Raw genomic sequence first — 24,794 nt, forward strand, 5'->3', positions numbered from 1 at the left:
CGCTCGCGACCACCACCCTAGCCGCCATACAACGCCTTGCGCGGCGCACCGGTCAGCTCGGCGGCGAGCTTGGCGGCGGTGGAGGGCGGCAGGTGCTCGGCGAGTTTGGCGTAGACGCGGCGGCCTTCGGCGAGTTGGCCTTCGGCGGCGTCGGCGGCGCCCTGCACCATCACCACGAACTCGCCCTTGCGCTGGTTGTCGTCGGCTTCGACCCTGGCCTGCAACTCGGCCAGGCTGCCGTCGAGCACGGTTTCGAACAGTTTGGTCAGCTCGCGGGCGATCACCGCCGGGCGGTCGTCGCCGAAGGCGAAGCGCAGGTCGGCCAGCGAGTCGACGATGCGGTGCGAGGATTCGTAAAACACCAGGGTACGGGTCTCACCGGCCAGGTGCGCCAGGCGCTCCCGACGCGCAGCGCTCTTGGCCGGCAAAAAACCCTCGAAGCTGAAGCGGTCGCTGGGCAGACCGGCCACGCTGAGCGCGGCAATTGCCGCGCAGGCGCCCGGCACCGGGCTGACCTTGATGCCAGCCGCGCGGGCAGCGCGCACCAGCTTGAAGCCGGGGTCGCTGACCAGCGGGGTGCCGGCGTCGCTGACGATGGCCAGCGACTCGCCCTCGCGCAGGCGCGCCACGATGCGCTCGGACATCGCCTCTTCGTTGTGGTCGTGCAGGGCCAACAGCGGGCGGTCGATGCCGAAATGGCTGAGCAATTGGCGGGTGTGGCGGGTGTCTTCGGCGCAGATCGCGGCCACGCCACGCAACACCTCCTGCGCGCGCGGCGACAGGTCGGCCAGGTTGCCGATCGGCGTGGCGACCACGTGCAGGGTTCCAGGGGACATCATCAGCGGTCTTCCGGGGGCAAAGGGTAGAATCGTAGCGGTTTTCAACGGACCGCCCTGGCGGCCCCTGTCCAATGGATCTGAAATGAACAAGCGTGTTGCAAGGATCTCCGCCCTGTCGTTACTGGTCATGCTGGCGGCCGGTTGCGCCACCAGCAGCGTCACCCAGACTGCCTCGCCGACGCAGAGCGCGGCGCTGGCGTTGCTGGACCAGGGCAAGCCGCGCGAAGCGGCGCAGCAGCTGGAAGCCGAAGCCGCCGGTGCCAGCGGTGCGCAACGCAGCCGTCTGCTGGCCGCGGCCGCGTTCGGCTGGCACGACGCCGGCGATGACGCCCGCGCACGCACGCTGCTGGCGCAGGTCAACGCGCGCCATCTGAGCGGCGAAGAGCGCGCCCGCTTCGGGCTGCTCACCGGCGAGCTTGCGGTGATCGACAAGCAGGCCGAGCAGGCGCTGCAGGCGCTGGGCGACAGCCCGCAGGGGCTGACCCAGCCGCTGCAGACGCGCTGGCTGGTGGCACGCGCCGCCGCACTGGAAGCCACCGGCGACCTGTTCGGCGCCGCCGCCGACCGGGCACGCGCCGATGCCAGCCTGACCGGCACGCCGCGCAGCGACAACCAGCGCGCCGTCGTGCGTCTGCTAGCGGCGCTGGACGATGCCACGCTCAAAGGCCGCACCGCCGCGCTACCGGCCGGCGACCCGCTGTACAACTTTGCCGGCCGCGCGCTGATCAGCCGCGGCCTGGCGTTGCCGCGCGCATTCGATCGCGATGCGCAATGGGGCTTCGACACCAGCAAGCGTCCGCCGGCCGAGCGCGACGGTTACCGCCCGCCGGTCAAACTGGCAGTGCTGCTGCCGCTCACCGGCAATCTGGCCACCGCCGCCGCGCCGGTGCGTGATGGGCTGTTGGCTGGCTACTACGCCGAAACCCGCCGCCGCCCGGAGGTGCAGTTCTTCGACACCGCCGGCACCGCCGCCGGTGCCAATGCCGCCTACGACAAAGCCGTGGGCGCCGGTGTCGATTACGTGGTCGGCCCGCTGGGTCGCGACGAAGTCAGCGCGTTGTTCGCGCGCGGCCAGCTTGCCGTGCCGGTGCTGGCGCTCAACCGCCCCACCGACAACAAGGCGCCGCCCGCTGGCAGCGCAGGCTTCTCGCTGGCACCGGAAGACGACGGCATCATGGCCGCCGAATATCTGCTCTCGCGCGAACGCCGCAACGTGCTGATCGTGGGCACCGGCGACGACAACGGCAAGCGCACCATCAAGGCCTTCCGCGACCGCTTCACCGAACGCGGCGGCAAGGTCGCCGGCAGCATCAGCGTGGCCGATGCACCGGGCGACATCGGTGCGCAGCTGCGCAACTACGGCACTGCCGATGCGGTGTTCCTGGCGGTGCGCGGCAACACCGCGCGCGCGCTGGCGCCGCAGCTGGCCTTGAGCGGGTTTGCCGGCAAGTCGCGCGTGGGCACCTCGCAGCTGGTGGCCGGCACCGGCAAGGTCGAAGACGACCTGGCGCTGGACGGCATCATCTACCCCAGCGAAACCTGGACCGCACTTGGCGTCTCCGGCCTGCCGGCGGCCAGCCAGGTCGCCAGCACCCTGCCCAGCGCACGCGGCCCGGCCGCACGTCTGTTCGCGTTCGGCTACGACGCATGGAAGATCAGCGCATATCTGGAAAAGCTCGCCACCGGCACCGACGGCGGCCTGCGCGGCGCCACCGGCACCTTGCATCTGGACGGCTTCGGCAATGTGCTGCGCACGCCGGCATGGTCCACCTTCAACGGTGGCCGCCCGGTGCCGATCGCCGACGGCCGCTAAGTCATGCCGGCAGCGCGCCAGCAACGCGGTGCGGCAGTGGAAGCGGCCGCACGCGTGAAGCTGGAGCAGGCCGGCTTGCGCCTGGTGGTGAGCAATGCCAACTACCGCGGCGGCGAACTGGATCTGGTGATGCGCGACGGGCCGGCGCTGGTGTTTGTCGAAGTGCGTTACCGCCGCGACACCCGCTTCGGCGGCGGCGCGGCTTCGGTGGATGTGCGCAAACGCCGCAAGCTGGTACTGGCGGCGCAGTTGTTTCTTGTCTCTCACCCTGCACTGGCAGCGCTGCCATGTCGCTTCGACGTAGTCGAAGCCAGCGGCGAACCGCCGGTGCTGCACTGGATCCGCGACGCCTTCCGCGCCGACGATTGCTGATGCTTCAGAAGCGCGACTAACGACGTTCGATGCCAACCATCATGACCCACGCCGCAGTGCCGCTGGCACTTTGGTATGCCAGTGAACGCGGACGCATTTCGCCGCGCTTGCTCGGTGCCGGCATCGTGGCGGCGATGTTGCCCGATGCGGACGTGCTGGCGTTTGCGTTGCACGTTCCGTATGCCGATGCGTTTGGTCACCGCGGTGCCAGCCATTCGTTGTTGTTCGCCAGCGTCATCGCACTGCTCGGCGCGGCAGCGCATCGCGGCCTGCGTGCGGATGTCGTGCAGGCAGCGGTGTGGCTGTTTGTCTGCACCGCATCGCACCCGATCCTGGATGGCATGACCTCCGGCGGGCTCGGTGTGGCGTTGGCATGGCCGTGGAGCGAAACGCGCTGGTTCGCGCCGTGGCGGCCGATCCGCGTCTCGCCGTTTGCCAACGGATTTTTCAATGCGCGCGGCTTGAACACGCTGCTCTCCGAGCTGCGTTGGGTCTGGCTGCCGCTCACCGTCGCAGCGCTGGGATTTCGATGTATCCAGCGCGCGGCACCACAGGATCACCCGCAATGACCGATGTACTTCCCACCGCGCTAGCCGAGCTGTTGGCCGCGCGGCTTGGACCCGATGGCTGGTTGACTGCCGACGATGCGCGCCGCCGTTATGGCGAAGACGATTCGCGTCGCTGGGCATTGCCCGCTGCGGTGGCGCTGCCGCGCGATACCGACGACGTGGTGGCGATCGTGCAGGCATGCCGCACGCATGGCGTGCCGATCGTGGCGCGCGGTGCGGGCACCGGCACCACCGGCGCGGCGGTGCCGTTTTCCGGCGGCGTGGTGGTGTCGATGGCGCGCATGAATCGCATCGTGGCACTGCGCCCGGAAGACCGCTGCGCCGTGGTGCAGCCGGGCGTGCTCAATGGCGATCTGCAGCAGGCCTTGCAGCCGCATGGTTTGTTCTGGCCGCCGGATCCGTCCAGCGCGGAGATCTGCAGCATCGGCGGAAATCTATCCACCAACGCCGGCGGCCCGCGCGCGGTGAAGTACGGCGCCACCCGCGACAACGTACTCGGCCTGGTGGCGGTGACCGGCACCGGCGATGTTATCCGCTGCGGCGGTGCGTACACCAAAAATTCCACCGGCTACGACCTCACCCATTTACTGGTTGGCAGCGAAGGCACACTGGCGATCATCGTCGAAGCGACCTTGAAGCTGACCCCGCGCGCAGTTGCGCAAGCCGGGCTGCGCGCGTTGTACCGCGATGCCGCCAGCGCTGCGGCCGCGGTGTCGCGGCTGATGGCGCAACCCACCACGCCGACCATGCTGGAATTCATGGATGCCAGTGCGATCGCGTTACTGCGCCGCAATGGCAGCGACGTGCCCGAGGCTGGCGCAATGTTGTTGATCGAAGCCGATGGCGATCACGACACGCTGCCTTACGCATTGCAGGCCTTGCACGATGCCGCCGATGGCGAGGGCGTGCTCAGCCTGGACATCGCCGCCGATGGCAGCGCGCGCGACAAACTGTGGGCCGCACGCCGAGCGTTGTCGCCCGCATTGCGCACCATCAAGCCCGGCAAGATCAACGAAGACGTGGTGGTGCCGGTCTCGCGCATCCCGGAGCTGGTTGCTGGCGTGGAAGCGCTGGCGGCGGAATTCGCTCTGCCGATCGTCGCCTTCGGCCATGCCGGCAACGGCAACCTGCACGTCAACATCATGTACGACCCGGACGATGCCGATGAAAACGCGCGCGCGCATGCGGCATTACCGCGCGTCTTCGCGCTGGTGCTGTCGCTGGAAGGCACGCTCTCCGGCGAGCACGGTATTGGCGTGGCCAAGCGCGATTTCATGACCCAGGCCTTCAGCGCACCGACGCTGGCGGCGATGCGCGCGATCAAGGCCGCGCTCGACCCGGATGGGATCTTGAATCCGGGCAAGGTGCTGCCGCCGGCCTAGCGCGGTTGTTGCTTCAGCGCGTCACACCGATGAAGCGCAGCCCCACACCCGGTTCGGTGACGATGTAATGCGGGTCGGCAGCGTCGTCGTGCAGTTTCTGGCGTAGCTTGCCGACCAGGATGCGCAGGTAGTGGGTGTCTTCTTCGTGGGTGGGTCCCCACACTTCGCGCAGCAATTGCGGTTGCGTCACCACGCGGCCGGCATGTTTGAGCAGCAACGCGAGCAAGGCGTATTCCTTGCGACTCAGCGGGATGGCTTCGCCATTGAGCGTGACTTCGCGCAGGCCCAGATGGATATGCAGGCGGCCATCGTCGAAGACGCTTTCTTCCACCGTGGTGCCGGCGCCGGCCTGACGCAACAGCGAGCGGATGCGCGCCATCAGTTCCTGCACGCCGAACGGTTTGGTGACGTAGTCGTTGGCGCCGGCATCGAGGGCGGCGACCTTTTCGGTTTCGCCGGCGCGCACGGTGAGCATGATCACCGGCACGTTGGACCACTGGCGGATCTCGCGCAGCACTTCATGGCCGTCGCGGTCGGGCAGACCGATATCCAGCACCACCAGTTCGGCGCCCTGCCCGGCCAACAACGCAAGCCCTTCTTCGCCGGTGCCGGCCTGCAGCACGCGGTAGCCCTGCGCGCGCAAGCTGATATCGAGAAAACGGCGGATTTGCGGCTCGTCGTCGACGATCAGCACGCGGGCGGGCGGGATGGCAGTGATGTCAGTCGGCATCGGGGCGAGGTGGCGCGGCAGGAACAAGCAGCGGCAGCGTAATGCGGATCGTGGTGCCGTGACCATGTCCCCCGGCCAGCGCCTCGACGCTGCCACCGTGCGCGCCGATCATGCCCTGGCAGATGGTCAGCCCCAGGCCGGTGCCGTGACGGCCACGGTCGCCGCGTTCGACGCTGTAAAACATGTCGAAGATGCGCGCGCGCTCGTCCTCGGGAATGCCCGGGCCCTGGTCGCCGATATCGATCTGCAAGGCGCCGCTGCGTAGCTGCGCCTGCACGGTGACGGCCATGCCAGGTGGCGAAAATTTCGCCGCATTTTCCAGCACGTTGAAGATGGCCTGTTCCACCAGCGCCGGGTGCACCCAGATCGCCGGCAGGTCGGCGGCCAGGTCCAGTTGCAGGCGCACATCCGGTTGGTAGCGCTGCAGGCGGCGGGTGGCCGAGCCGATCAACTCGTCCACGCCGATCCAGTCGCGATTCAAGGTCAGCCCGGTGTGGCCGAGCTTGGTCATGTCGAGCAGATTCTGGATGTAGCGATCCAGCCGCTCGCCTTCAAGCTGGATGGTGTCGAGCAAGGCGTGGCGATCCTGCGCATCCATCGCATCGCCATAACTGGCCAGGCTGCTGGCGGAGCCGATCATCGAGGCCAGCGGCGAGCGCAGGTCGTGCGAGACGGACGACAGCAATGCCGAGCGCAGGCGTTCGGTTTCGCCGCTCACGCGTGCGCCTTCCAGGTCGGCGACCAGACGCGTGCGTAGCGCGGCCTGGCCGATGTCGTCCACCATCGCTTCGGCCAGCCGACGTTGCTCCAGGCCAGGACGCTGCACGGCCTGCCGGAAGCGCAGCGCCGCCACGCCCAGGCTGCCGCGCTCGTGGCGTACCGGCAGGCACCACCATTGCGCACCGGCCAGCGTATCGGTGAAGCGGCCCGCAGGTTGCCCATGCCGCTGCGTCCACTCCGCCGCGCTACGGTCGAGTGCGCCGAAGCTGGCCGGTGCATCGCTTTCGCGTTGCTCCAGGCGCAGCCAGACCTCGGCATCCAGTGCGGTGGTCAATGCACGGCGGCCGGCTTCCAACACCTGGCCGAGATCGGCGGCCGTGCTGAGCTGGCGGCCCAGCGCCTGCAGCGCGTTGGCATGCGCATTGGCCGCACGCAGCGCCAACACCTGGCTACGCAGCCGCGAGGCCAGGCGCCCGGCGACCAGCGCGGCAATCAGGAACAGACACACCGTCACCACGCCCTGGCGCGCACTGATGTGCAAGGTGAAGCGTGGTTCGATGAAGAAGAAGTTGTAGGCGACAAAACTCAGCAATGCCGCGATCACCGCAGCGGCCATGCGGGTGCGCGAGGCGACCAGCACCACGGCGACGATAAACACCATCGACAGATCGTCGATATCGGTCCAGCGCTGCAACAGCCAGGCCACAGCCACCGCACCGGCGGCGGCAATCGCGGCGAAGGCCAGGTCGTAGCCTTGCAGCCAATGGCGTGGATTGCGCCAGCGCTGACGCGCACGTGCACGCGCATCGGCGGAGCTGACGATGACCAGTTCGTAATGCGCGCCACGTTGCAGCAATTGCTGGGTCAAGGTGCGGTTAAACATGCGCGCCAATGGGCGCTCGCGGGTGCGCCCAAGCACCAGAGTCGACACGCCGTTTTGCGATGCGAAATCCAGCAAAGCCTCGGCGACATTGGCGCCATGCAGCAACGCGGTGTCGCCACCCAGGCGACGCGTCAGTGCGAAGGCGCGGTCGATCTCCAACTGCCAGCCGGCATCGGCCACGGTGCGCGTTTGCACGGTGACCACCGTCCACGGTGCATCGCGGCGTTCGGACAATCGCCGCGCCACCCGCACCAGATACTCCGAACTGCCACGCCCATCGATGGCCACCACCACACGGCGGCGCAGTGCGGCGGTACCGGGCAACCCACGCGCGGCCTGGGTATCGCGCAGATCGCTGTCGACACGATCGGCGGCGGTCTGCATCGCCAGTTCGCGCAGCGCGGTCAGATTGGATGGCGAAAAAAACGCCTGCAAGGCCTGCGTCGCCTGTTCGGGCAGATAGACCTTGCCCTGCTGCAGGCGCTCGATCAGTTCGCGCGGCGGCAGATCCACCAGCACGATGTCGCGCAGACGATCGAACACCGCGTCCGGCACCGTTTCGGACACGCGTACGCCAGTGATGCGCAGCACGATGTCGTTGAGGCTTTCCAGGTGCTGGATGTTGACCGTGGTGTAGACATCGATGCCGGCATCCAGCAGTTCGACGATGTCCTGCCATCGCCGCTCGTGACGGCTGCCGGGCACGTTGCGATGGGCCAGCTCGTCGATCAGGGCCAAGCGCGGTTTGCGCGCCAGCAGCGCATCCAGATCGAGTTCTTCCAGTGTGCGGCCCTGGTAGCTCACGCGGGTGCGCGGCAGCAGCGGCAAGCCGTCCAGCAACGCGGCGGTTTCGCTACGCCCGTGGGTTTCCACAATGCCGGCCACTACGTCCATGCCCTGCCGCAAGCGCTCGCGCGCCCGCGACAGCATGGCGTAGGTCTTGCCCACGCCGGGTGCCGCGCCCAAAAACACCGTCAGGCGCCCGCCGTGTTCGCGTTGCAGTTCGCCGATCAGCGCGTCGGCTTGTTGGGTGCGGGCGTCAATCATCGGGAATGGGGAATGGGGAATCGGGAATCGGGAATCGGGAATCGGGAATCGCAAAGACTACAGCTGCACGATGATCCTAGTGCTTTTGCTTCACCCCATTCTCTATTCCCGTTTCTCCATTCCCAGCCTGATCCAACGCAAGATTCAACGCCAGCACATTCACCCGCGGCTGGCCAAGCAGACCGAACTGTGGCGCTTCGGTGGCGCTTTGCAGCAGTGCGGCGACGCGTTGCTCTGGCCAGCCGCGCGCGGCGGCGATGCGGCGTACCTGCACCTGCGCGCCCGCCGGGCTCAGATGCGGGTCCAGGCCGCTGCCGGATTGGGTCAGCAACTCGCTCGGCACCGCATCCGGTGCAATCCCGTCGCGTGCGGCGACCTCCGTGCGCGTGGCGGCGATGCGTGCCAGCAGGTCAGGATTGGAGCGCGCCTGATTGCTGCCGGCGGCCGCAGTGAGATCGTACTTGGCGGCCGATGGACGCGGCTGGAAGTAGCGCGCAGCGGTGAACGGCTGCGCGACCAAGGCCGAGCCGACCACGCGCGTGTCCTGGCGCAGCAACGAGCCGTGCGCCTGGGCCGGAAACAACGCGCCGGTGATGCCGGTAGCGATCAGCGAATACGCCAGACCCAAGCCGAACAGGATGAACAGCGCGAGGATCACCGAGGCGCGTAACGCACCGTCGTCGCGCAACGGCAACGCAGTGGAACAATGATTGGCGGAAGACGTGGTCATGGCTCAGGCACCCAGGGTGGCGCCAAGCGCCAGATCGATCAGTTTGATGGCGGCAAACGGCAGCACGATGCCGCCCAGCCCGTAGATCAGCATGTTTCGGCGCAATAAGGCCGTGGCGCTGGATGGACGAAACCGCACGCCACGCAAGGCCAGCGGAATCAACGCCGGAATGATCAGCGCATTGAAGATCAGCGCCGCCAGCACCGCATGCCGCGGGCTGGACAGCTGCATCACGTTGAGCGCGGCCATCGAGGGTATCGCCGCGGCAAACAACGCCGGCAGGATCGCGAAATACTTCGACACGTCGTTGGCCAACGAGAAGGTGGTCAACGCACCGCGCGTGATCAACTGCTGCTTGCCCACCTCGACCACCGCCAGCAGCTTGGCCGGATCCGAATCCAGATCCACCATGTTGCCGGCCTCCTTTGCCGCCTGCGTACCGGAGTTCATCGCCAGGCCCACGTCGGCCTGCGCCAGCGCCGGTGCATCGTTGGTGCCGTCGCCAACCATTGCAACTAGCCGCCCGCCGGCTTGTTCGGCACGGATGCGTGCCAGCTTGTCTTCCGGGCGCGCTTGCGCGATGTAATCGTCCACGCCGGCTTCTGCGGCAATGGCGGCAGCGGTGAGCGGGTTATCGCCGGTGATCATCACCGTCTTGATGCCCATGGCACGCAGCTGTGCGAACTTTTCCTTGATGCCCTGCTTGACCACGTCGCTCAATTCGACCACACCGAGCACATGCCGGCCTTCGGCGACCACCAGCGGTGTGGCGCCGCCGCGTGCCACTTCTTCGATACGCCCGTTCAACTCCGGCGACACCGTGGCGCCCTGTGCCTGCACATACGCCACGATGGCATCGCCGGCACCTTTACGAATTGCGCGGCCGGACAGATCGACCCCCGACATGCGCGTCTGCGCGGTGAAAGCGATGAAATGCGCAGCTTCCGGTTCGACAGCCACGGCACCTTGTTGGCGCGCGAGTTTGACGATGGATTTGCCTTCCGGCGTGGGGTCGGCCAGCGAGGCCAGCATCGCGGCATCGCGCAGCTGCGCACGGTCGATACCTGCCAACGGATGAAACGCGGTGGCCTGGCGGTCGCCGTAGGTGATGGTGCCGGTCTTGTCGAGCAGCAGCACGTCCACGTCGCCAGCCACTTCCACCGCCTTGCCGGATTTGGCTAGCACATTGGCCGACAACGCGCGGTTCATGCCGGCAATGCCGATCGCCGGCAACAGGCCGCCGATGGTGGTCGGGATCAGGCACACCAGCAATGCGATCAGCAACAGTGGGTCCAGCGTGACACCGACAAAGCCTGCGATCGCCGGCAGCGACGCCACCACGATCAGGAAGGTCAACGTCATTGCGGCCAGCAACAAAGTCAGCGCGATTTCATTCGGCGTCTTCTGCCGATTGGCGCCTTCCACCAGCGCGATCATGCGATCCAGAAAGCTGTGGCCGGGTTCGGCCGTGACCTTGAACACGATCTCGTCGGACAACACGCGTGTGCCGCCGATCACGCCACTGCGATCGGTGCCGGCTTCGCGCAGCACCGGTGCCGATTCGCCGGTCACCGCCGCTTCGTTGATGGTGGCAAGGCCGCGCACGATCTCGCCATCGGCCGGGACGAATTCGCCTTCGGACACCATCACGTAATCGCCCGGACGCAGCTCGGCCGCCGGCACGCGGGTTTCGCGCCCACCCAATGCGGTTTCGACGCGGCGCGCGATCAGGTCCTTGCGCGCACGGCGCAACGATGCCGCCTGCCCACGGCCACGCGCTTCGGCAATGGCTTCGGCAAAATTGCCGAACAACACGGTGACAAACAAGATCACCGTCACTGCCCAGCCAAAACCGGCATTGCCATAGCCGCTGCCGGTGATCACCGCTGCCAGCAGCGTGCCACCCATCACCACCGCCATCACCGGGCTACGCAGCAGATGCCGTGGCGACAGCTTGATAAAGGCCGCACGCATCGCTGCGATCAGCACCGCAGCATCGAACAACGCTGCGTCACCGCGCTCGCGTTTTTCAGTTGTATCGATCGTAGACATGCTCATTCTCAGGACGCCGCCAGGGCGAGGTGTTCAGCGATGGGGCCCAGCACCAGTGCCGGCATGAACTGCAGCACGGTCAGCACGAGCACGATCGCCATCAAGGTCAGCGCAAAGGTGGGTGTTTCCACCTGCAGGCTGCCGGCCGATTCGGGCGCGCGCCGCTTTACCGCCATGCGTGCAGCCACCATCAACGGCAGGATCAAGGCCGGGTAGCGGCCCAGGGCCAGCACCACCGAGCAACTCAGATTCCACCAATACGTGGCATCGCCCAGCCCTTCGAAACCCGAGCCATTGTTGGCAAAAGCCGAGGTGTACTCGTAGAACACCTGGCTGATGCCATGAAAGCCGGGATTGGAATTACCGGTCAATGCCGGCACCGCCAATGCCACCGCGGTAAAGCCCAGTACCACCAGCGGCTGCAACAAAATCAGCAGTGCCAGCAACTGCACTTCGCGCGCTTCGATCTTGCGGCCAAACAATTCGGGCGTGCGCCCAGTCATCAAACCGGCCAGAAACACGCTCAATAACAGGTACACCACAAATTGCTGCAGGCCACAGCCGATGCCGCCCCAGATGGCGTTGATCAGCATATCCACCAACGTGACCAGACCACTCAGCGGCGCCAGCGAATCGTGCATTGCATTGACCGAGCCATTGGACGTCTGCGTGGTCAACGCCGCCCAGAGCGCGGAAGCATCGGCGCCGATGCGTACTTCCTTGCCTTCCATCAAGGCCGGCGAGGCGGCACTGGCCGAATGCGCTTCGGACCACATCAACAAGGCCGTGGATGCAGCCGACATCGTCAACATGGTGCCGAACACCAAGGCCGTGAGTCGCTTGCGCCCGGTCAGATAGCCGACCATGAACACCACGCTCATCGGCAGCAGCACCAGTGCCAGGGTTTCCAGCAAGTTGCTCAACGGCGTGGGGTTTTCCAATGCCACCGAACTATTGGGGCCATACCAGCCACCGCCGTTTGTGCCGAGCTGCTTGACCGCCACCATCGCCGCCACCGGTCCCACCGGAATGGTCTGCGTGGTCATGCCGGCGCTGCTGTCCAGCGGTGCGGCCGTCGCGGCACCTTGCAGCGTGGATGGCACGCCCTGCCAGCCGAGCAACATGGCCCACACCAGAGACAGCGGCAACAGCACGCGCACGCTGGCGCGGATGACGTCGGCCCAGTAGTTGCCGACATCGGCCTCGGGCAGCGCCTCTGCGCCTGACGTTGGCTGCTGCCCTGCATGGCGCGCCAACGCCGTCTCCGGGTCGTCCTGCTCGGTCATTCCTGGCCGGGCGCTCGCTGTCGCGTCCGATGCCAACAAGCCATCGGACACGCGTGCGACGGCGCGCCCACCGAACAACGCGCGCAAGGTTGCTACCGCCAACGCCAGACCCATCATCGGCGTCACCACCTGCAGGCCGACGATGCCGGTCATCTGCGCCAGATACGACAGCTGCGCCTGGCCGGAGTAATGCTGCTGATTGGTATTGGTGAGGAACGACACCATGGTGTGCAACGCGGTATCCCAACGCATGTTGGGGATGCCATCCGGGTTGAACGGCAGCCACGCCTGGGTCATGAACACGCCCCAGGTCAGCAGCCCAACCACCAGGTTGCTGAGCAGAAACGCGATGGTGTAGCCGCGCCACGACATGCCCTGCTGCGGGCGGGTGCCGAGCAATGCGTATAACGGCCGTTCGATCCTGCCGAACAGCACATCGCCACGCATCGGTGCACCGCGCATCACTGCCGCCAGATAACGGCCAAGAGGCCACGCCAGCACGATGGCCAGCGCATAAACAAGAAAGGTTTCACTCATTGGAGCGCACTCGCATCAGAAGTCTTCGGGCCGCAGCACCACGTACAACAGGTAGGCGGCGGCAACGAGTACGGCCATGCCGCACAGCAGGGACAACCAGGCAGGCATGTCGGCTACTCCCCGTGACGCGCACAAGGGCGCAAGGCCGCTGCGCTGCGCGCGGGCGCATGCGGCAGCTGCATGACAACAAGGCAAGGCGCTGCCGCACCGCGCGCGCGGCGCCGATGGAGCAGACAGGTCAAGGGATGCATCAGGATCGTCCACGGCGGAACCGCTCCGCCACTGCGCGCAGTCTCGTCCCGAGCTGCGTAAAGTCGCTATGGACGTGCCAGGGGCACCGCGTAAATTCCGCATAAAAGCGGCCGCGCGGTGGTTGGTCGATGCCTGGATTGTTTGCTCGCCTTGGTGCGGTTACGGCTTGGATGCGGGCGATTGGTTGGTGTGGCTGAGGGTGGGTGCTCGATCGGCGATTGGTCGAGGCGGTTGGTCGAGGCGGTTGGTCGAGGCGGTTGGTCGAGGCGGTTGGTCGAGGCGGTTGGTCGAGGGCGCACTGCCCTGGCCGGTTCCGGGACACGCCGTGAATCCGTCCCTGGAGGCTCGGTGGCGGCATCCATGCCGCCACACGGTCCCGGAACCGGCCAGGGCAGTGCGCCTGTCGAGTTGGTTGCGTGCGGATGGAACGGCGACACGCAGTGGCGCAGATAGATGACGTTGTGGGGTTGATTGAGCTGATGCGGCTGACGACTCAGCTACAGACGTAACGACATGATTGCTGTACGTGAGTACATTCTTTTTATATGTGGGCTCTTCCCATAAAAAAGCGAGGAGTAGAAACTCATCTGCTCGCCACAGCACCGCACGCGAACGATGCCCTGCTTTTAACCATGCATACCGACATTCTCGAATGGCCCTTGCCCGCCCACCGTCGCGGGACCTTATGCGGCATGGATGCCGCATAAGAGCCTTATCTGTTCGGAATCTGGCAGTTTAGGTGTCGAGAGCCGGCGTGGGCTGCCGTCAGAGCCTGGATCTCAGCGACCGCACAGATCACCGGCTTCTCGCCGTCGCTCATCGAACGCAACGACATGCAGAGGTGCGAGCGCACTTTGGCAGCATCTGAAAACCCAAGCCAGTGTGATCGCAGGACGCGTTGCCCTACCCGTTAGCGAAATACACCATCAACCGATGACTCAAGGCTCCCTAGCGGCATCCATGCCGCAACAAGGCCAAAGAGAAAATCCCACTTGTTCGCAATCTGCACAGCAGCCACGCAAGTGCAATGGCAAGGCGAACACAGGTCATGGCAATCATCCACCGCTGATGTGAGCAAACGAGGGCTCGGTATTGCCCTGACGCCTTACCGCAGCGGTACGTTCAACACCGATGGCGTTGCCACCGGCGAGGTAAACGTCACCATGCCGCCGCCATCGCTTGCATCGGTGTAGCGCGTATCGCGGGTATCGATGACCAACACCAATCGCTGTCCTGCGGGGATTTCGGCGGCGGCGGCCTGCAGCGACCAGTCCAGGGTCACCGCGCGGCCGGGCGTTACATCGCGCAGCGAGTACGGCGCATGCGTGATCAACGAGGCAATGCCCAACGCGTCCATGCGGTACAGATACGCAAACAGGCTCACCTTCGATTGCGTGGGCACCACCGTGATGCGTAAGGACGGACTGCCCGCCAGCTGACGCACACCGCTAGCCGGCGACCCAACCCACACCGCCGCGCCAACACGCGTGACTAGCGGAATCGAGGTGGTCACCGGCAAGCCGATGCCTTGCAACAGGCCGCTGACCAGCACCACGCCCGAGTCGGCCAGGGTCGGCACGTCGGTGGCAATGCGCGATTGCCATCCGCTGGCCGTGCCAGCGATCAATCCGCCGGTGGGGCTGAGCAGCCCGGCCGGTGCAGATAGACCCAGGCGCGTGGTGTCTTGCTGCACCGATGCCCAATCCGGATACGTCAGCCATTGCCCGGCGCGCGGCGATAGCCGCACCGGCGCTTCGGCATCCACACCATTGCGCACTTGCTTGAGATGGCGATCGAACCAACGCGTGGCCGCGGTATAAACCTCGTTGGGCAGGCCCAAAGCGCCGGGCAGTTCCGTGGTGGCGTGATCGCCCTGGCTCAGCAGCAGTTGCTTGGGCCCGCGCAGCTGATTGAAGAAGGCAATGGTTTGATTCGGCGGGAACAAGCCGTCGTTGAAGGCATTGCCCAGCAGCACTGCAGTGCCGCGCGCGTTGAGCGCGGCCACGTCGGTCACCGGGCTGCGCGAGGCCGCTTGCGGCAGGAAGCCCTGCACCGCACCATCGAAATCACCCTGCGCTACCTTCGTACCGATCTGCGCCAGATCCGGGCCAGCGCGTCCGGTCAATGCGCCCGCCCCGACCAGCAACCCGACGCCCTGCTGGCTGACAGTGCGATTGGAATACAGCGAGGCCTCCAGATCGGCCCAGCCACTGAGCGCAGCCACTGCCTTGATGCGCGGGTCGCGCTCGGCGGCCAGCAGGCTGATGCCCGCGCCATACGAGATGCCGGACGCGCCGATCGCATTCGGGTTGGCCGGCGTATGCGCCAGCGCCCAATCGATGACCGCACTGACGTCTTCCACAGTGTCCGGCCCGGCGATGTCGATCTGCCCGGCCGAATCCCAGAACCCGCGCGAGGTGTAGCTGACGACGACATAGCCATCGCTGGCCAGCTGGGTCGCGCGGCCCAGATATTCCAGATTGGGCAACGACCAACTGGCCGGCATCACGATCAGCGGAAACGGCCCGCTTCCCTGCCCCTGCGGCACCAGCACCAGCGCCCCCATCGGTGCGCCATCCCAGCCGGGGATGCGTTCGTAGGTCTTGCTGAAGGCGCCTGCCACGGCCGATGCCGACGACACCAGCAACGCCACCGCGGCGATGCCACGGATCCAAACCTTGTTCATGCTGCTCTCTCCCACGCAAAGCCGGGCCGGGATAGCCCAGCGGCAACTGCCATGCATCCGTGGTTCGGGGGAGAACCCGGCGAACGTACCAGACGGTACGGTATGGGTTCAAGGCGGGAATTGGGAATTGGGAATTGGGAATTGGGAATTGGGAATTGGGAATTGGGAATTGGGAATTGGGAATTGGGAATTGGGAATTGGGGATTGGGAATTGGGAATTGGGAATTGGGGATTGGGGATTGGGGATTGGGGATTGGGGATTGGGGAGGCGGGAGGCGAGCGGCGGGAATCTGATACCGCCACTGAGGCACGGGCGTTGAGCCGCCCCGCCGCAGCCACAACCGCCCCAGTCGACACACGCCCTCATGGCGCCACTGCGACCGAATTTTTCAGAGGCATAGCCGTGCTGCAACCAGCGCGATATCGCGTGGCCGTTTTGTCTTCGCGAAACACATCGGCAGGACGGGTGAGACCCAGAACCTCGCCCCGCAGTACCGCACTCGGCAACGCAGGCAGTTCGGGGACGCGCCCTACCACGCTCGCCGATGCGCATCGCCCGGCTGGCACCGCCACAGCGGACACACCGCCCAGCGCTAGCTTTCGTGACCCGTCAGCGCAGCAGCACCAGCCGCCACTCCTCAACCGACGAAGTGCTGATACCCACGCTGGGGGGGTTGCCAGGGATGGCCGTCGGCGTCGTGCACCACCACGCCTGGTGCGGCAACGATCTGGCCGATGCGCGTGGCAGCAACGCCGGCAAACGCCATCGCCTGCAGCACCGCATCACGGTGCTGTGGGGCAGCGGTAAAACACAGTTCGTAATCGTCACCGCCGCCCAATTGCCAGCCGATGCACTGCAACGCGCTGATTCCGTCGCTGCACGGCATCTGCGGCAAGTCAGTCAACGCCAGGTGGGCGCCCACACCGCTGCGCTCGCACAGATGGCCCAGATCGGCCAGCAGGCCGTCGGAGACATCCACGCAGGCATGGGCAAGCCCACGCAGCCGCAATCCTGCCTGCACACGCGGCTGCGGACGCAGCAGCCGGCCGCGCCATGCTTCATGCAGCGGATCCGCCGCCACACGCGTGACATCCAACGCGCCGGCCTGCCACAGCGACAACGCCGCCGCTGCTTCGCCCAGCTGGCCGGTCACCCACACGTCATCGCCCACACGCGCGCCATCGCGACGCAGCGCAGCCCCCGGCGGCACGCTGCCGATCGCGGTGACCGCGCACGACAACGGCCCGCGCGTGGTGTCGCCGCCGACCAACGCGATGCCATGCGCATCGGCAAGCGCGAAGAATCCATCGGCAAATGCGTCCACCCACGCCAGATCATCGTGCGGCAATGACAGCGACAAGGTGCACCAGCGTGGCTGCGCGCCCATCGCGGCAAGGTCGGACAGGTTGACCGCAAGCGTCTTCCAGCCCAGATCGTCGGCACGCGTTTCGTGCGGAAAATGCACACCGGCATTGAGCGTGTCGGCAGTGATGGCCAACTGCTCGCCAGCCGGCGGCTGCAGCAAGGCCGCGTCGTCGCCGATGCCCAACGGCACATCGGCACGCGCGGCGATGCGCGTGCGCAGACGCGCAATCAGATCGAATTCGGGCATGGCAACGGGAATCGGGAATGGAGAATGGAGAATCGCAAATGCGGCGGGTGGTCGCGAGCAGTGGGGCTCTTCATGATTCCCCATTCCCGACTCCCGATTCCCGCGGCTCAGGCGCCGCTGACGCCGCCCGACTCGACCTTGCGCCACTCCACTGCAGCGCGATCCAGCACGCCGTTGACGTAGGTGTGCCCGTGTTCGGAGCCGAAGCGCTTGGCGGTTTCGATCGCTTCGTTGATCACCACGCGGTATGGCACGTCCTGCCGATGCAGCAGCTCAAAGGCGGCCAGACGCAGCACCGCACGCTCGATCGCATCGACCTCTTCCACGCCGCGATCCAGATACGGCGTCAACGCAGTATCCAGCTCGGCGCGATGGGTGAGCACGCCTTCCACCAGGCTTTCGAAGTACGCCAGGTCGGCCACTTCGTGCGCCTGCTCATGCGCAAACTGGCCGATCACCTGCTTGGCGAAACCGCCCGAGATCTGCCAGGCATACACCGCCTGCAAGGCGCGGCGGCGTGCGCGCGAGCGCAGCACCGGGTCGATACCGTCGCGACGGCCGTGGCGGGCATGTCCACCGGACTTGCTCATGGCAACAACTCCATCAAATTCACCAGTTCCAGTGCGGCAAGCGCGCATTCCTCGCCCTTGTTGCCATGGCTGCCGCCGGCACGCGCCTCGGCATCTTCCACCCGCTCGACCGCCAGCACGCCATTTAGCACCGGCACGCCGGTCTGCAATTGCACGCTCATCAGGCCTTCGGCGCATAGGTCGGCCACATGTTCGTAGTGGCGGGTATCGCCACGGATCACGCAGCCCAACGCGATGATCGCGCCGTGCTGGCCGGACTGCGCCACGCGGTTGGCAGCGATCGGAATTTCCCAGGCGCCCGGCACGCGGATCACGTCAATGGCGTCCTCGCCGACGCCGTTGCCGGCCAGGCTCTGGCGTGCACCGGCAACCAGCACGTCGGTGATACGGGCATTCCAGCGGCTGGCGATGATCGCAAAGCGCGCGGTGGTGGGGCGAAGATCGCCTTCGTAGTGGGTCATGCGGGTCGGCAACTCGAGGGGGCAAGGAGTTTAACAGCTGCCGGGCCCAGGCCCGGCCGACATCTGAGGCAGCGGCCCGCCGAAGCAGGCACTGCCGGGCGTCCTGGACACCCTGGTGCACCAGCTGCAGCGCGTTGTGCCAGCGGCATGCGGTTGTCTACGGGCCACGGGCGACATCACCGCCACCCGCTCCTTCGACGCCCGCACCCGCTAGCGCCACGCGCTGCCGGGACTGGATGCGCTACGGCACCGCGGTCGGCGGCACCGAACGCACCGCTTCGCCCGCGTGGCATTCCAGATACTCCACCACTTCCAGCCCGAAGCCGGCCAGGCCGACCTGGCGGCGCGGGGTGCCCAGCACGCGCAGCTTGCCCAGGCCCAGTTCGGCCAGGATCTGCGCGCCGGCACCGTTGCGACGCCACTGGCTGACATCCTTGGCGTTGGCGGAAGCTTCGGGCTGCTGACGCAGCCGCGCCAACAGCGATTCGCTGTCGCGCGGGGCCGACAGCACCACCATCACGCCCTGCCCTTCGGCAGCGATCGCACGCAAGGCATCGGTGGCGGCCACGCCGAAATCATCGCGCTGCCAATGCAGCAGATCGGCCAGCGGGTTTTCCACCTGCACGCGCACCAGCGTGGGGGTGTGCGGATCGGCCGCGCCGCGCACCAGCGCAAAGTGCAGGTCGTGCGCGATGCGGTCGCGGTAGGTCACCAGCTTGAACGGCCCGAACTCGGTGGTGATGTCGCGCTCGTCCACACGCTCGACGGTGTGCTCGTTGGCCAGGCGGTACGCGATCAGATCGGCGATCGAGCCCATCTTCAGCCCATGCTCGCGGGCGAACACTTCCAGCTGCGGGCGGCGCGCCATGCTGCCATCCGGGTTGAGCACTTCCACCAGCACGCCGGCCGGTTCCAGCCCCGCCAGCATCGGCAGATCGCTGGCGGCTTCGGTGTGCCCGGCGCGGGTTAGCACGCCACCGGGCTGCGAAATCAGCGGGAAAATGTGACCCGGCTGACTCAGGTCCTGCGGCTTGGCATCCGGGCGCACCGCGGTCCGCACCGTATGCGCACGGTCGTACGCCGAAATACCGGTGGTGACGCCCTCGGCCGCCTCGATGCTGACGGTGAAGTTGGTCTGAAACTGCGCGGTGTTATTGCGCACCATCGGCGCCAGACCGAGTTGCGCGCACCGCTCGCGGGTCAGCGACAGGCACACCAGCCCGCGCGCGTGGGTCACCATGAAATTGATGTCCGACGGCTTGACCAGCTCGGCGGCCATGATCAGATCGCCCTCGTTTTCGCGGTCTTCGTCATCGACGATCACCACCATGCGCCCGGCACGCAACTCTTCGATCAGCTCGGGAACCGGCGCGAAATTCATGCCTCACCCCGCGTGCCGAGCAAACGTTCGACATAGCGCGCGACCAGATCGATTTCCAGATTCACCGCAGCGCCTATCGCAGTGGCTGCAAACGCGGTATTGGCGACCGTGTGCGGAATCAACGCCACTTCAAAGCCATCCTGGTCCACTTCGTTGACCGTGAGGCTGACGCCATCCACGCAGATCGAGCCCTTCTTGGCCACGTAGAGCAACACCGCCGGTGGCGCCGCAAACCGCCAGCGCTGCGCACGCGCATCCTCGTGCACCGATTGCACCTGGCCCAGGCCATCGACGTGGCCACTGACCAAATGCCCGCCAAGGCGATCGGTCGGGCGCATCGCACGTTCCAGATTGATCACCGCGCCTTCCGGCAACGCGCCCAAGGTGGTCAGCGACAGGGTTTCGGTGGACGCATCGGCCTGAAAACTGCTCGCGTCGAACGCGATCACGGTCAGGCAAACGCCATTGACCGCGATGCTTTCGCCCAATTGGACCGCGTCGAACGGCAAGCTGCCGACAGCGAAGGTAAACCGCATATCGCCACCCTGCGGTTGGCGCGCCGCCAGACGGCCGACGCCTTCAATGATTCCGGTAAACATCAGCGCGCTCCCGTTAGCAGTAGCGATCGGGGTGAGTTGGCGCGATGGAAGGTCGCGATGCAACGCGACAGGTGATGCAAAGACATAGTCGTTTCTCGCAGAAGTTGAGCGAAAAACGCCGCAAGGCAAAGCAAACAGGCGCGCGCACAGCCGCAAGGGCTGCGCGTTGGCCGTCTTCTTTCATCCGGACTATACCGTCGGCTCCGGCATCGGACCGGATCTGCTGACCTTCGCACCACGCCCGGCACATAACGCCCCGGGCACCGCTGCGAAGCGCTCGCGGGCTCGCACGCTTGCACGTGCCTACCGCCGGTGGGGAATCGCACCCCGCCCTGAAGACGTTCGTAAGTACCGGCGAACCGGCCTGCGCAGTTTAACAGCGCGCATCGGCGCCATTGCTGACCACCAGCTAAGGCCAACAGGACGCTGTGTCGTGTCAGGAATTTCCCCATAGCCAGTTTTGTGAAGAGTCTGTTAAATTGCGCACCGCGGCGGGAGACGTCGCGCTTTTTTCCAGCCTGCAACAGGCCGGAAGACACGGACATCAACTCGGAGAGAAACATCCCATGCGTAACACCCTGATTCTGGCTGCCCTGCTGGCAGCAACCCCGTTTGCCGCCGCTGCTGAAGGCCTGAGCTACAGCTACGTCGAAGGCGGCTGGAACCGCACCGAAATCACCGTGAACGGCGATTCGGACGATCTCGACGGCGGCTACCTGCGCGGTTCGTGGAAGATTGCCGAGCCGGTCTACCTGCTCGCCGGCTACCAGCGCGCCACCAAGGATTTCAACCTCGGCTCTGGCTTTGTGCTCGAAGGCACCTTGCAGCAGGCCAGCTTCGGTATCGGCTATCGCCAGGAAATGACCGAGCGTGTCGAGTTCATCGCCGACATCAGCGTGCTGCGCTCCAAGGTCGAATCCGACCTGCGCCTGCGTGGCCGTTCGATCGACGACTCTTCCGACACCAGCAGCCTGGGCTTCGGTAACCTCGGCCTGCGTGGCAAGCCCTCGCCGCGGACCGAAGCATGGATCAAGGCCGGCTACATCGACGGCAGCGACGTGGACGAAGGCGAATTCGTCGGCACCCTCGGCGGCCAGGTGAACTTCACCCCGACCTGGGGCCTGGTCGGCGAAGTCCAGTTCATCGACAACGCCAATCAGTACCGTGTCGGCGTGCGCGCAAGCTTCTGATCGACGCGCTGCAGCTACAAAAAAAGGCTCCGCTTGCGGAGCCTTTTTTGTGTCCGGCCACTCCCGGCGCGATTAGGGTGCCCCTGAAGGCAAACACGTTTCGCCACGGGAGATCTATACCCGTAGATTGCTTACAAATCGAAATGCCGCTTGCGTACCATTCGCAGTCTGGACCGTGCACCCGACGGAACTCCACAAATCAGGTCCGCGGCTGAAGCACTCACCAACACCTCAGCCGCCGCCGCACTCGCCAATGTCCAACGGGGGCAGGACACATACGGCAAATCAGAGGGCGCCAGGCCGAGTACACCATCCATCGACTTGCGGGAAGCGATTCAGAGCCAGCGGCTTACCGCCGCGCGGTACACCGCATACTGAGCCTGGAAGCGTGCCGACAGGCAGCGCTCCTCGGGCAGTATCTGAAAAACCGTTATGTAGCCGATAAACAGCGCAACTGCGAGCAGGCCAAGCACCTGACCACGGCACATGACCCAGCCCAGCAATACCAGGGCATAGCCAAGGTACATCGGGTTACGCGAGTAGCGATACAGCCCGGATGTCACCAACGCAGAGGACCATTCCGGATGCAGTGGATTGACCGTGGTATGCGCAGTCCGAAACATGACTTTCGACCATGCATTGATTGAAAGGCCAAGCGCAAGGCACAGCACGCCAACGGTAATGCACACACGCGAGTAGAACGCTCCGGGCAATAGCCACACCACGACTGCAAGCACCACCAGCAGAATGGGCGGTGGAAGCCGCGTCTCTAGCGCCTGCAACATCGCACGCACGCTTGCTGCGATTTGCATCTAGAAACGTCCAGAAGCCGGAGCATGCCGTCGACCACGACACCAACACGGCATCCTGCTACTGATTGATCGTGGTTTCGATGACATCGACGATCTCACTGACGGGGATCGTGAAAACTCCAGCGTTGCCTTCTTCAAAAGCAGTCCGCCAGGTTGTGTAGCCCTCCAGATACTCCGGGTTCACCGCGGCCTGGCCGACAAGCGTCGTGACGGAGCTTTCAAGTGTCGTTCTGGACACCGGAGAATGCGGCAACTCCGTTGAGATGGCGTTGGGCGCACGCGCATTTTTTACCCGAACGTCGCGAACGCTGATATGGAACACTTCGCCAATCTTCGGTTCGATCTCGATCCTGTTGATCTGCAGCGTCGATCCCGGCTCTTCGGCCCTGCTGCGGTATTCCCAGACTTGCCCTTCCGCAAACTGCCGGGCTTGTGCAGTGTCCATGGTCATAGTGAGAAATCCGATGACAAGAAGAAAAGTGAGCTTCATCTAAAGAGGCTTAAGAGCACGTGTTGGTAGGCAGTGTCTAACCGTCGTCTGCATCGTTGGTCCTTTCGGGCCCGCCCTGCCCCCGGCAGGCTATGCATTCGGTAAGGTCACCCTCAAGCTTCAACGCTTACAGAACACGTGAGCTACAGAATCAGCAGCCTGCAACGTTCTCTTGCATCAGAGCCAGCGCTCATTCAACGGCACCAGGCAGATAGCGCAGCCGCAGGTCCTGGCCAAGTTGGCGCACATCGGCCAGATGCAGCGTGCGACGCTGCGCCATGGTGTCGATGCCAAGCCCGGCCAGCAGCGGTCTGGCGGAATCGCCCAGCACCACCGGCGCCAGATAGACCAGCAGTTCGTCGACCAGACCGGCTTGCAGCAGCGCGCCACTCAGGGTTGCGCCGGCTTCTGCGTGCACTTCGTTGATGCCGCGCTCGGCCAGCAGCGCCAACACCGCTCCCAGATCGAAGCGACCGTCGTGCAGTGGCATCCCGACGAACTCGGCGTTGTGCAGCGGCGTCGCTGGTGCAGCGTTGCCATGCAGATAGAGCGTCGGTACATCGCCCTGGCGAATGTTCTCGCACTCCAGGGTGCGCAAGCGCGCATCCAGTACCACCCGCAACGGCGGCACGAAAGGGGTGTCATCGCCCAGACGCACCGTCATCGCCGGATCGTCGGCCAGCACCGTGCCGGCACCGGTCAGGATGGCACCAGCACGCGCGCGCCAGCGTTGCACGTCGGCACGTGCGTCTGCACCGGTGATCCACTTCGACTCGCCGCTGGCCAGCGCAGTGCGCCCATCCAGGCTGGCGCCCAGCTTGACCCGCAGCCACGGACGGCCACGCTCCACCCGCGACAAAAATCCACGATTGAGGTCGCGCGCCTGCGCCTGCAGCACGCCGCTGACCACCTCGATCCCCGCCTCGCGCAGCAGCGCGAAACCACCGCCGTTGACCTGCGGAAACGGGTCGGCCATCGCCGCGACCACGCGCGCCACACCAGCCTCGATCAAGGCCAATGCGCACGGCGGCGTGCGCCCATAATGTGCGCACGGCTCCAACGTCACATACGCGGTCGCTCCGCGTGCACGCTCGCCGGCAGCGCGCAGCGCAAACACTTCGGCATGCGGGCCACCGGCACGTTGATGGAAGCCTTCGCCCACGCACATGCCATCGCGCACGATCACGCAGCCCACCATTGGATTGGGGCGCGTGGTGTAGGCACCGCGTTCTGCCAGGCGAAGTGCCTGCGCCATCCAGCGGTGGTCGTCGGCCGTCACGTTCATTGCGTTGCTCCCTCCGGCGCGATGGCCATCACCACGATCTGCATCGGGCCAAGCAACAGCTCGGCATGCGCGTGCCAGCCAAGCCGCTGATAAAACGGCACCAGCGCCGGTTGGCAATACAGATACAGCAGCGGCACCTTCAATTGCGCGGCGGCCCGCACGCAGTGCGCCACCAGTGCTTCGCCGATGCCCTGCCCGCGCGCCTGCGGCTGCACGTACAGCGATGCCAGCCATGGCGACCATTGCCGGATGCGGCCATCGTCGTTCTCCAGCAGGCTGACCGAGCCGAGCCAGTGCGATTGATCGAGCGCGACCCAGGTGGTGGGAATCACGCCATCGCGGGTATGGCTGCGCAGTTCGCTCAACGCTTCGTCGATGTTCCAGTCCGGCAACAGGCTGCCGAAGGCCTGCAGATGCGCGTGCGCGATGGCAGGCAAATGTTCTGGCGTGTCCGCCACGCAGGCGATGCGCATGC

22 protein-coding genes and 1 riboswitch are annotated in these 24,794 nt (G+C 65.7%); of the genes, 5 read left to right on the forward strand and 17 right to left on the reverse strand.

Annotated features, from left to right (window positions below):
- Positions 1–17: 17 nt before the first annotated feature.
- Positions 18–839, reverse strand: coding sequence for a 16S rRNA (cytidine(1402)-2'-O)-methyltransferase (gene rsmI / locus RQH86_RS19580; protein ID WP_311240062.1), 822 nt, complete (start codon positions 837–839; stop codon positions 18–20).
- Positions 840–921: 82 nt separating this feature from the next.
- Between rsmI and RQH86_RS19585 the strand changes: the two genes are divergently transcribed.
- Genes RQH86_RS19585 through RQH86_RS19600 form a run of 4 tightly spaced genes read left to right on the forward strand, consistent with a single transcriptional unit; the run spans position 922 to position 4,975 of the window.
- On the forward strand, positions 922–2,652 hold the full coding sequence (locus tag RQH86_RS19585; RefSeq protein WP_311240061.1) for a penicillin-binding protein activator: 1,731 nt from the start codon (positions 922–924) through the stop codon (positions 2,650–2,652).
- A 3-nt stretch (positions 2,653–2,655) separates the two neighbouring features.
- Positions 2,656–3,024: a YraN family protein gene (locus RQH86_RS19590; RefSeq protein ID WP_311240060.1), complete on the forward strand. Its 369-nt coding sequence runs from the start codon at positions 2,656–2,658 to the stop codon at positions 3,022–3,024.
- 29 nt (positions 3,025–3,053) lie between these two features.
- Positions 3,054–3,593: a metal-dependent hydrolase gene (locus RQH86_RS19595; RefSeq protein ID WP_311240059.1), complete on the forward strand. Its 540-nt coding sequence runs from the start codon at positions 3,054–3,056 to the stop codon at positions 3,591–3,593.
- Positions 3,590–4,975 carry an FAD-linked oxidase C-terminal domain-containing protein gene (locus RQH86_RS19600; RefSeq protein ID WP_311240058.1) on the forward strand — a complete coding sequence of 462 codons (1,386 nt, stop codon included), beginning with the start codon at positions 3,590–3,592 and terminating at the stop codon, positions 4,973–4,975. The genes RQH86_RS19595 and RQH86_RS19600 overlap by 4 nt, the downstream gene beginning before the upstream one ends.
- A 13-nt stretch (positions 4,976–4,988) precedes the next feature.
- On the opposite strand, the gene RQH86_RS19605 is transcribed toward RQH86_RS19600, so the two are convergent.
- The 12 genes from RQH86_RS19605 to RQH86_RS19660 form a co-directional block, all read right to left on the reverse strand.
- On the reverse strand, positions 4,989–5,705 hold the full coding sequence (locus tag RQH86_RS19605) for a response regulator transcription factor (RefSeq protein ID WP_311240057.1): 717 nt from the start codon (positions 5,703–5,705) through the stop codon (positions 4,989–4,991).
- A complete protein-coding gene (locus tag RQH86_RS19610; protein WP_311240056.1) occupies positions 5,695–8,355 on the reverse strand; it encodes a sensor histidine kinase KdpD in 2,661 nt (886 codons plus the stop codon). Before RQH86_RS19610 ends, RQH86_RS19605 begins: the two co-directional genes overlap by 11 nt.
- A 76-nt stretch (positions 8,356–8,431) precedes the next feature.
- On the reverse strand, positions 8,432–9,085 hold the full coding sequence (gene kdpC / locus RQH86_RS19615; protein ID WP_311240055.1) for a potassium-transporting ATPase subunit KdpC: 654 nt from the start codon (positions 9,083–9,085) through the stop codon (positions 8,432–8,434).
- A 3-nt stretch (positions 9,086–9,088) separates the two neighbouring features.
- Positions 9,089–11,137, reverse strand: coding sequence for a potassium-transporting ATPase subunit KdpB (kdpB, locus tag RQH86_RS19620; protein WP_311240054.1), 2,049 nt, complete (start codon positions 11,135–11,137; stop codon positions 9,089–9,091).
- An 8-nt stretch (positions 11,138–11,145) separates the two neighbouring features.
- A complete protein-coding gene (gene kdpA, locus RQH86_RS19625; RefSeq protein WP_311240053.1) occupies positions 11,146–12,960 on the reverse strand; it encodes a potassium-transporting ATPase subunit KdpA in 1,815 nt (604 codons plus the stop codon).
- Between the two features lie 15 nt (positions 12,961–12,975).
- Positions 12,976–13,068: a potassium-transporting ATPase subunit F gene (locus tag RQH86_RS19630; RefSeq protein ID WP_311240052.1), complete on the reverse strand. Its 93-nt coding sequence runs from the start codon at positions 13,066–13,068 to the stop codon at positions 12,976–12,978.
- Positions 13,069–14,317: 1,249 nt separating this feature from the next.
- Positions 14,318–15,898, reverse strand: coding sequence for a CocE/NonD family hydrolase (locus RQH86_RS19635; protein WP_311239500.1), 1,581 nt, complete (start codon positions 15,896–15,898; stop codon positions 14,318–14,320).
- A gap of 638 nt (positions 15,899–16,536) precedes the next feature.
- Positions 16,537–17,511, reverse strand: a complete 975-nt coding sequence (thiL, locus tag RQH86_RS19640; protein WP_311239501.1) for a thiamine-phosphate kinase — start codon at positions 17,509–17,511, stop codon at positions 16,537–16,539.
- A 107-nt stretch (positions 17,512–17,618) separates the two neighbouring features.
- Positions 17,619–18,101 (reverse strand): transcription antitermination factor NusB, encoded by a 483-nt coding sequence (gene nusB, locus RQH86_RS19645; RefSeq protein WP_055850874.1) that lies wholly within the window; start codon positions 18,099–18,101, stop codon positions 17,619–17,621.
- Positions 18,098–18,562 carry a 6,7-dimethyl-8-ribityllumazine synthase gene (ribH, locus tag RQH86_RS19650; RefSeq protein ID WP_055850871.1) on the reverse strand — a complete coding sequence of 155 codons (465 nt, stop codon included), beginning with the start codon at positions 18,560–18,562 and terminating at the stop codon, positions 18,098–18,100. The genes nusB and ribH overlap by 4 nt, the downstream gene beginning before the upstream one ends.
- 241 nt (positions 18,563–18,803) lie before the next feature.
- Entirely contained in the window at positions 18,804–19,943 is a 1,140-nt protein-coding gene (gene ribB / locus RQH86_RS19655; RefSeq protein ID WP_311239502.1) for a 3,4-dihydroxy-2-butanone-4-phosphate synthase, read from the reverse strand.
- A complete protein-coding gene (locus RQH86_RS19660) occupies positions 19,940–20,542 on the reverse strand; it encodes a riboflavin synthase (RefSeq protein ID WP_311239503.1) in 603 nt (200 codons plus the stop codon). The genes ribB and RQH86_RS19660 overlap by 4 nt, the downstream gene beginning before the upstream one ends.
- Before the next feature lie 168 nt (positions 20,543–20,710).
- Positions 20,711–20,886: riboswitch (FMN riboswitch) on the reverse strand.
- A 222-nt stretch (positions 20,887–21,108) separates the two neighbouring features.
- On the opposite strand from RQH86_RS19660, the gene RQH86_RS19665 reads away from it, so the two are divergent.
- On the forward strand, positions 21,109–21,732 hold the full coding sequence (locus tag RQH86_RS19665) for a hypothetical protein (protein WP_311239504.1): 624 nt from the start codon (positions 21,109–21,111) through the stop codon (positions 21,730–21,732).
- Between the two features lie 335 nt (positions 21,733–22,067).
- Here RQH86_RS19665 and RQH86_RS19670 read toward each other — a convergent pair whose 3' ends face one another.
- From RQH86_RS19670 to RQH86_RS19685, 4 genes are all read right to left on the reverse strand, one after another.
- A complete protein-coding gene (locus tag RQH86_RS19670) occupies positions 22,068–22,517 on the reverse strand; it encodes an isoprenylcysteine carboxylmethyltransferase family protein (RefSeq protein ID WP_311239523.1) in 450 nt (149 codons plus the stop codon).
- A gap of 85 nt (positions 22,518–22,602) precedes the next feature.
- Positions 22,603–23,034 (reverse strand): hypothetical protein, encoded by a 432-nt coding sequence (locus RQH86_RS19675; protein ID WP_055850860.1) that lies wholly within the window; start codon positions 23,032–23,034, stop codon positions 22,603–22,605.
- A gap of 190 nt (positions 23,035–23,224) precedes the next feature.
- Complete coding sequence (gene ribD, locus RQH86_RS19680; protein ID WP_311239505.1) at positions 23,225–24,319, reverse strand: bifunctional diaminohydroxyphosphoribosylaminopyrimidine deaminase/5-amino-6-(5-phosphoribosylamino)uracil reductase RibD; 1,095 nt, start codon at positions 24,317–24,319, stop codon at positions 23,225–23,227.
- Positions 24,316–24,792, reverse strand: a complete 477-nt coding sequence (locus tag RQH86_RS19685) for a GNAT family N-acetyltransferase (protein WP_115561296.1) — start codon at positions 24,790–24,792, stop codon at positions 24,316–24,318. The genes ribD and RQH86_RS19685 overlap by 4 nt, the downstream gene beginning before the upstream one ends.
- Positions 24,793–24,794: the final 2 nt, after the last annotated feature.

The organism is Xanthomonas sp. WCS2018Noco2-27, from assembly GCF_031843525.1.
GTDB lineage: Bacteria > Pseudomonadota > Gammaproteobacteria > Xanthomonadales > Xanthomonadaceae > Xanthomonas.

Bases quoted from the DNA above. Each gene is read 5' to 3' on its own strand.
- rsmI (WP_311240062.1), bottom strand. From the start codon at position 839: ATGATGTCCCCTGGAACCCTGCACGTGGTCGCCACGCCGATCGGCAAC.
- RQH86_RS19585 (WP_311240061.1), top strand. From the start codon at position 922: ATGAACAAGCGTGTTGCAAGGATCTCCGCCCTGTCGTTACTGGTCATG.
- RQH86_RS19590 (WP_311240060.1), top strand. From the start codon at position 2,656: ATGCCGGCAGCGCGCCAGCAACGCGGTGCGGCAGTGGAAGCGGCCGCA.
- RQH86_RS19595 (WP_311240059.1), top strand. From the start codon at position 3,054: ATGCCAACCATCATGACCCACGCCGCAGTGCCGCTGGCACTTTGGTAT.
- RQH86_RS19600 (WP_311240058.1), top strand. From the start codon at position 3,590: ATGACCGATGTACTTCCCACCGCGCTAGCCGAGCTGTTGGCCGCGCGG.
- RQH86_RS19605 (WP_311240057.1), bottom strand. From the start codon at position 5,705: ATGCCGACTGACATCACTGCCATCCCGCCCGCCCGCGTGCTGATCGTC.
- RQH86_RS19610 (WP_311240056.1), bottom strand. From the start codon at position 8,355: ATGATTGACGCCCGCACCCAACAAGCCGACGCGCTGATCGGCGAACTG.
- kdpC (WP_311240055.1), bottom strand. From the start codon at position 9,085: ATGACCACGTCTTCCGCCAATCATTGTTCCACTGCGTTGCCGTTGCGC.
- kdpB (WP_311240054.1), bottom strand. From the start codon at position 11,137: ATGTCTACGATCGATACAACTGAAAAACGCGAGCGCGGTGACGCAGCG.
- kdpA (WP_311240053.1), bottom strand. From the start codon at position 12,960: ATGAGTGAAACCTTTCTTGTTTATGCGCTGGCCATCGTGCTGGCGTGG.
- RQH86_RS19630 (WP_311240052.1), bottom strand. From the start codon at position 13,068: ATGCCTGCCTGGTTGTCCCTGCTGTGCGGCATGGCCGTACTCGTTGCC.
- RQH86_RS19635 (WP_311239500.1), bottom strand. From the start codon at position 15,898: ATGAACAAGGTTTGGATCCGTGGCATCGCCGCGGTGGCGTTGCTGGTG.
- thiL (WP_311239501.1), bottom strand. From the start codon at position 17,511: ATGCCCGAATTCGATCTGATTGCGCGTCTGCGCACGCGCATCGCCGCG.
- nusB (WP_055850874.1), bottom strand. From the start codon at position 18,101: ATGAGCAAGTCCGGTGGACATGCCCGCCACGGCCGTCGCGACGGTATC.
- ribH (WP_055850871.1), bottom strand. From the start codon at position 18,562: ATGACCCACTACGAAGGCGATCTTCGCCCCACCACCGCGCGCTTTGCG.
- ribB (WP_311239502.1), bottom strand. From the start codon at position 19,943: ATGAATTTCGCGCCGGTTCCCGAGCTGATCGAAGAGTTGCGTGCCGGG.
- RQH86_RS19660 (WP_311239503.1), bottom strand. From the start codon at position 20,542: ATGTTTACCGGAATCATTGAAGGCGTCGGCCGTCTGGCGGCGCGCCAA.
- RQH86_RS19665 (WP_311239504.1), top strand. From the start codon at position 21,109: ATGCGTAACACCCTGATTCTGGCTGCCCTGCTGGCAGCAACCCCGTTT.
- RQH86_RS19670 (WP_311239523.1), bottom strand. From the start codon at position 22,517: ATGTTGCAGGCGCTAGAGACGCGGCTTCCACCGCCCATTCTGCTGGTG.
- RQH86_RS19675 (WP_055850860.1), bottom strand. From the start codon at position 23,034: ATGAAGCTCACTTTTCTTCTTGTCATCGGATTTCTCACTATGACCATG.
- ribD (WP_311239505.1), bottom strand. From the start codon at position 24,319: ATGAACGTGACGGCCGACGACCACCGCTGGATGGCGCAGGCACTTCGC.
- RQH86_RS19685 (WP_115561296.1), bottom strand. From the start codon at position 24,792: ATGCGCATCGCCTGCGTGGCGGACACGCCAGAACATTTGCCTGCCATC.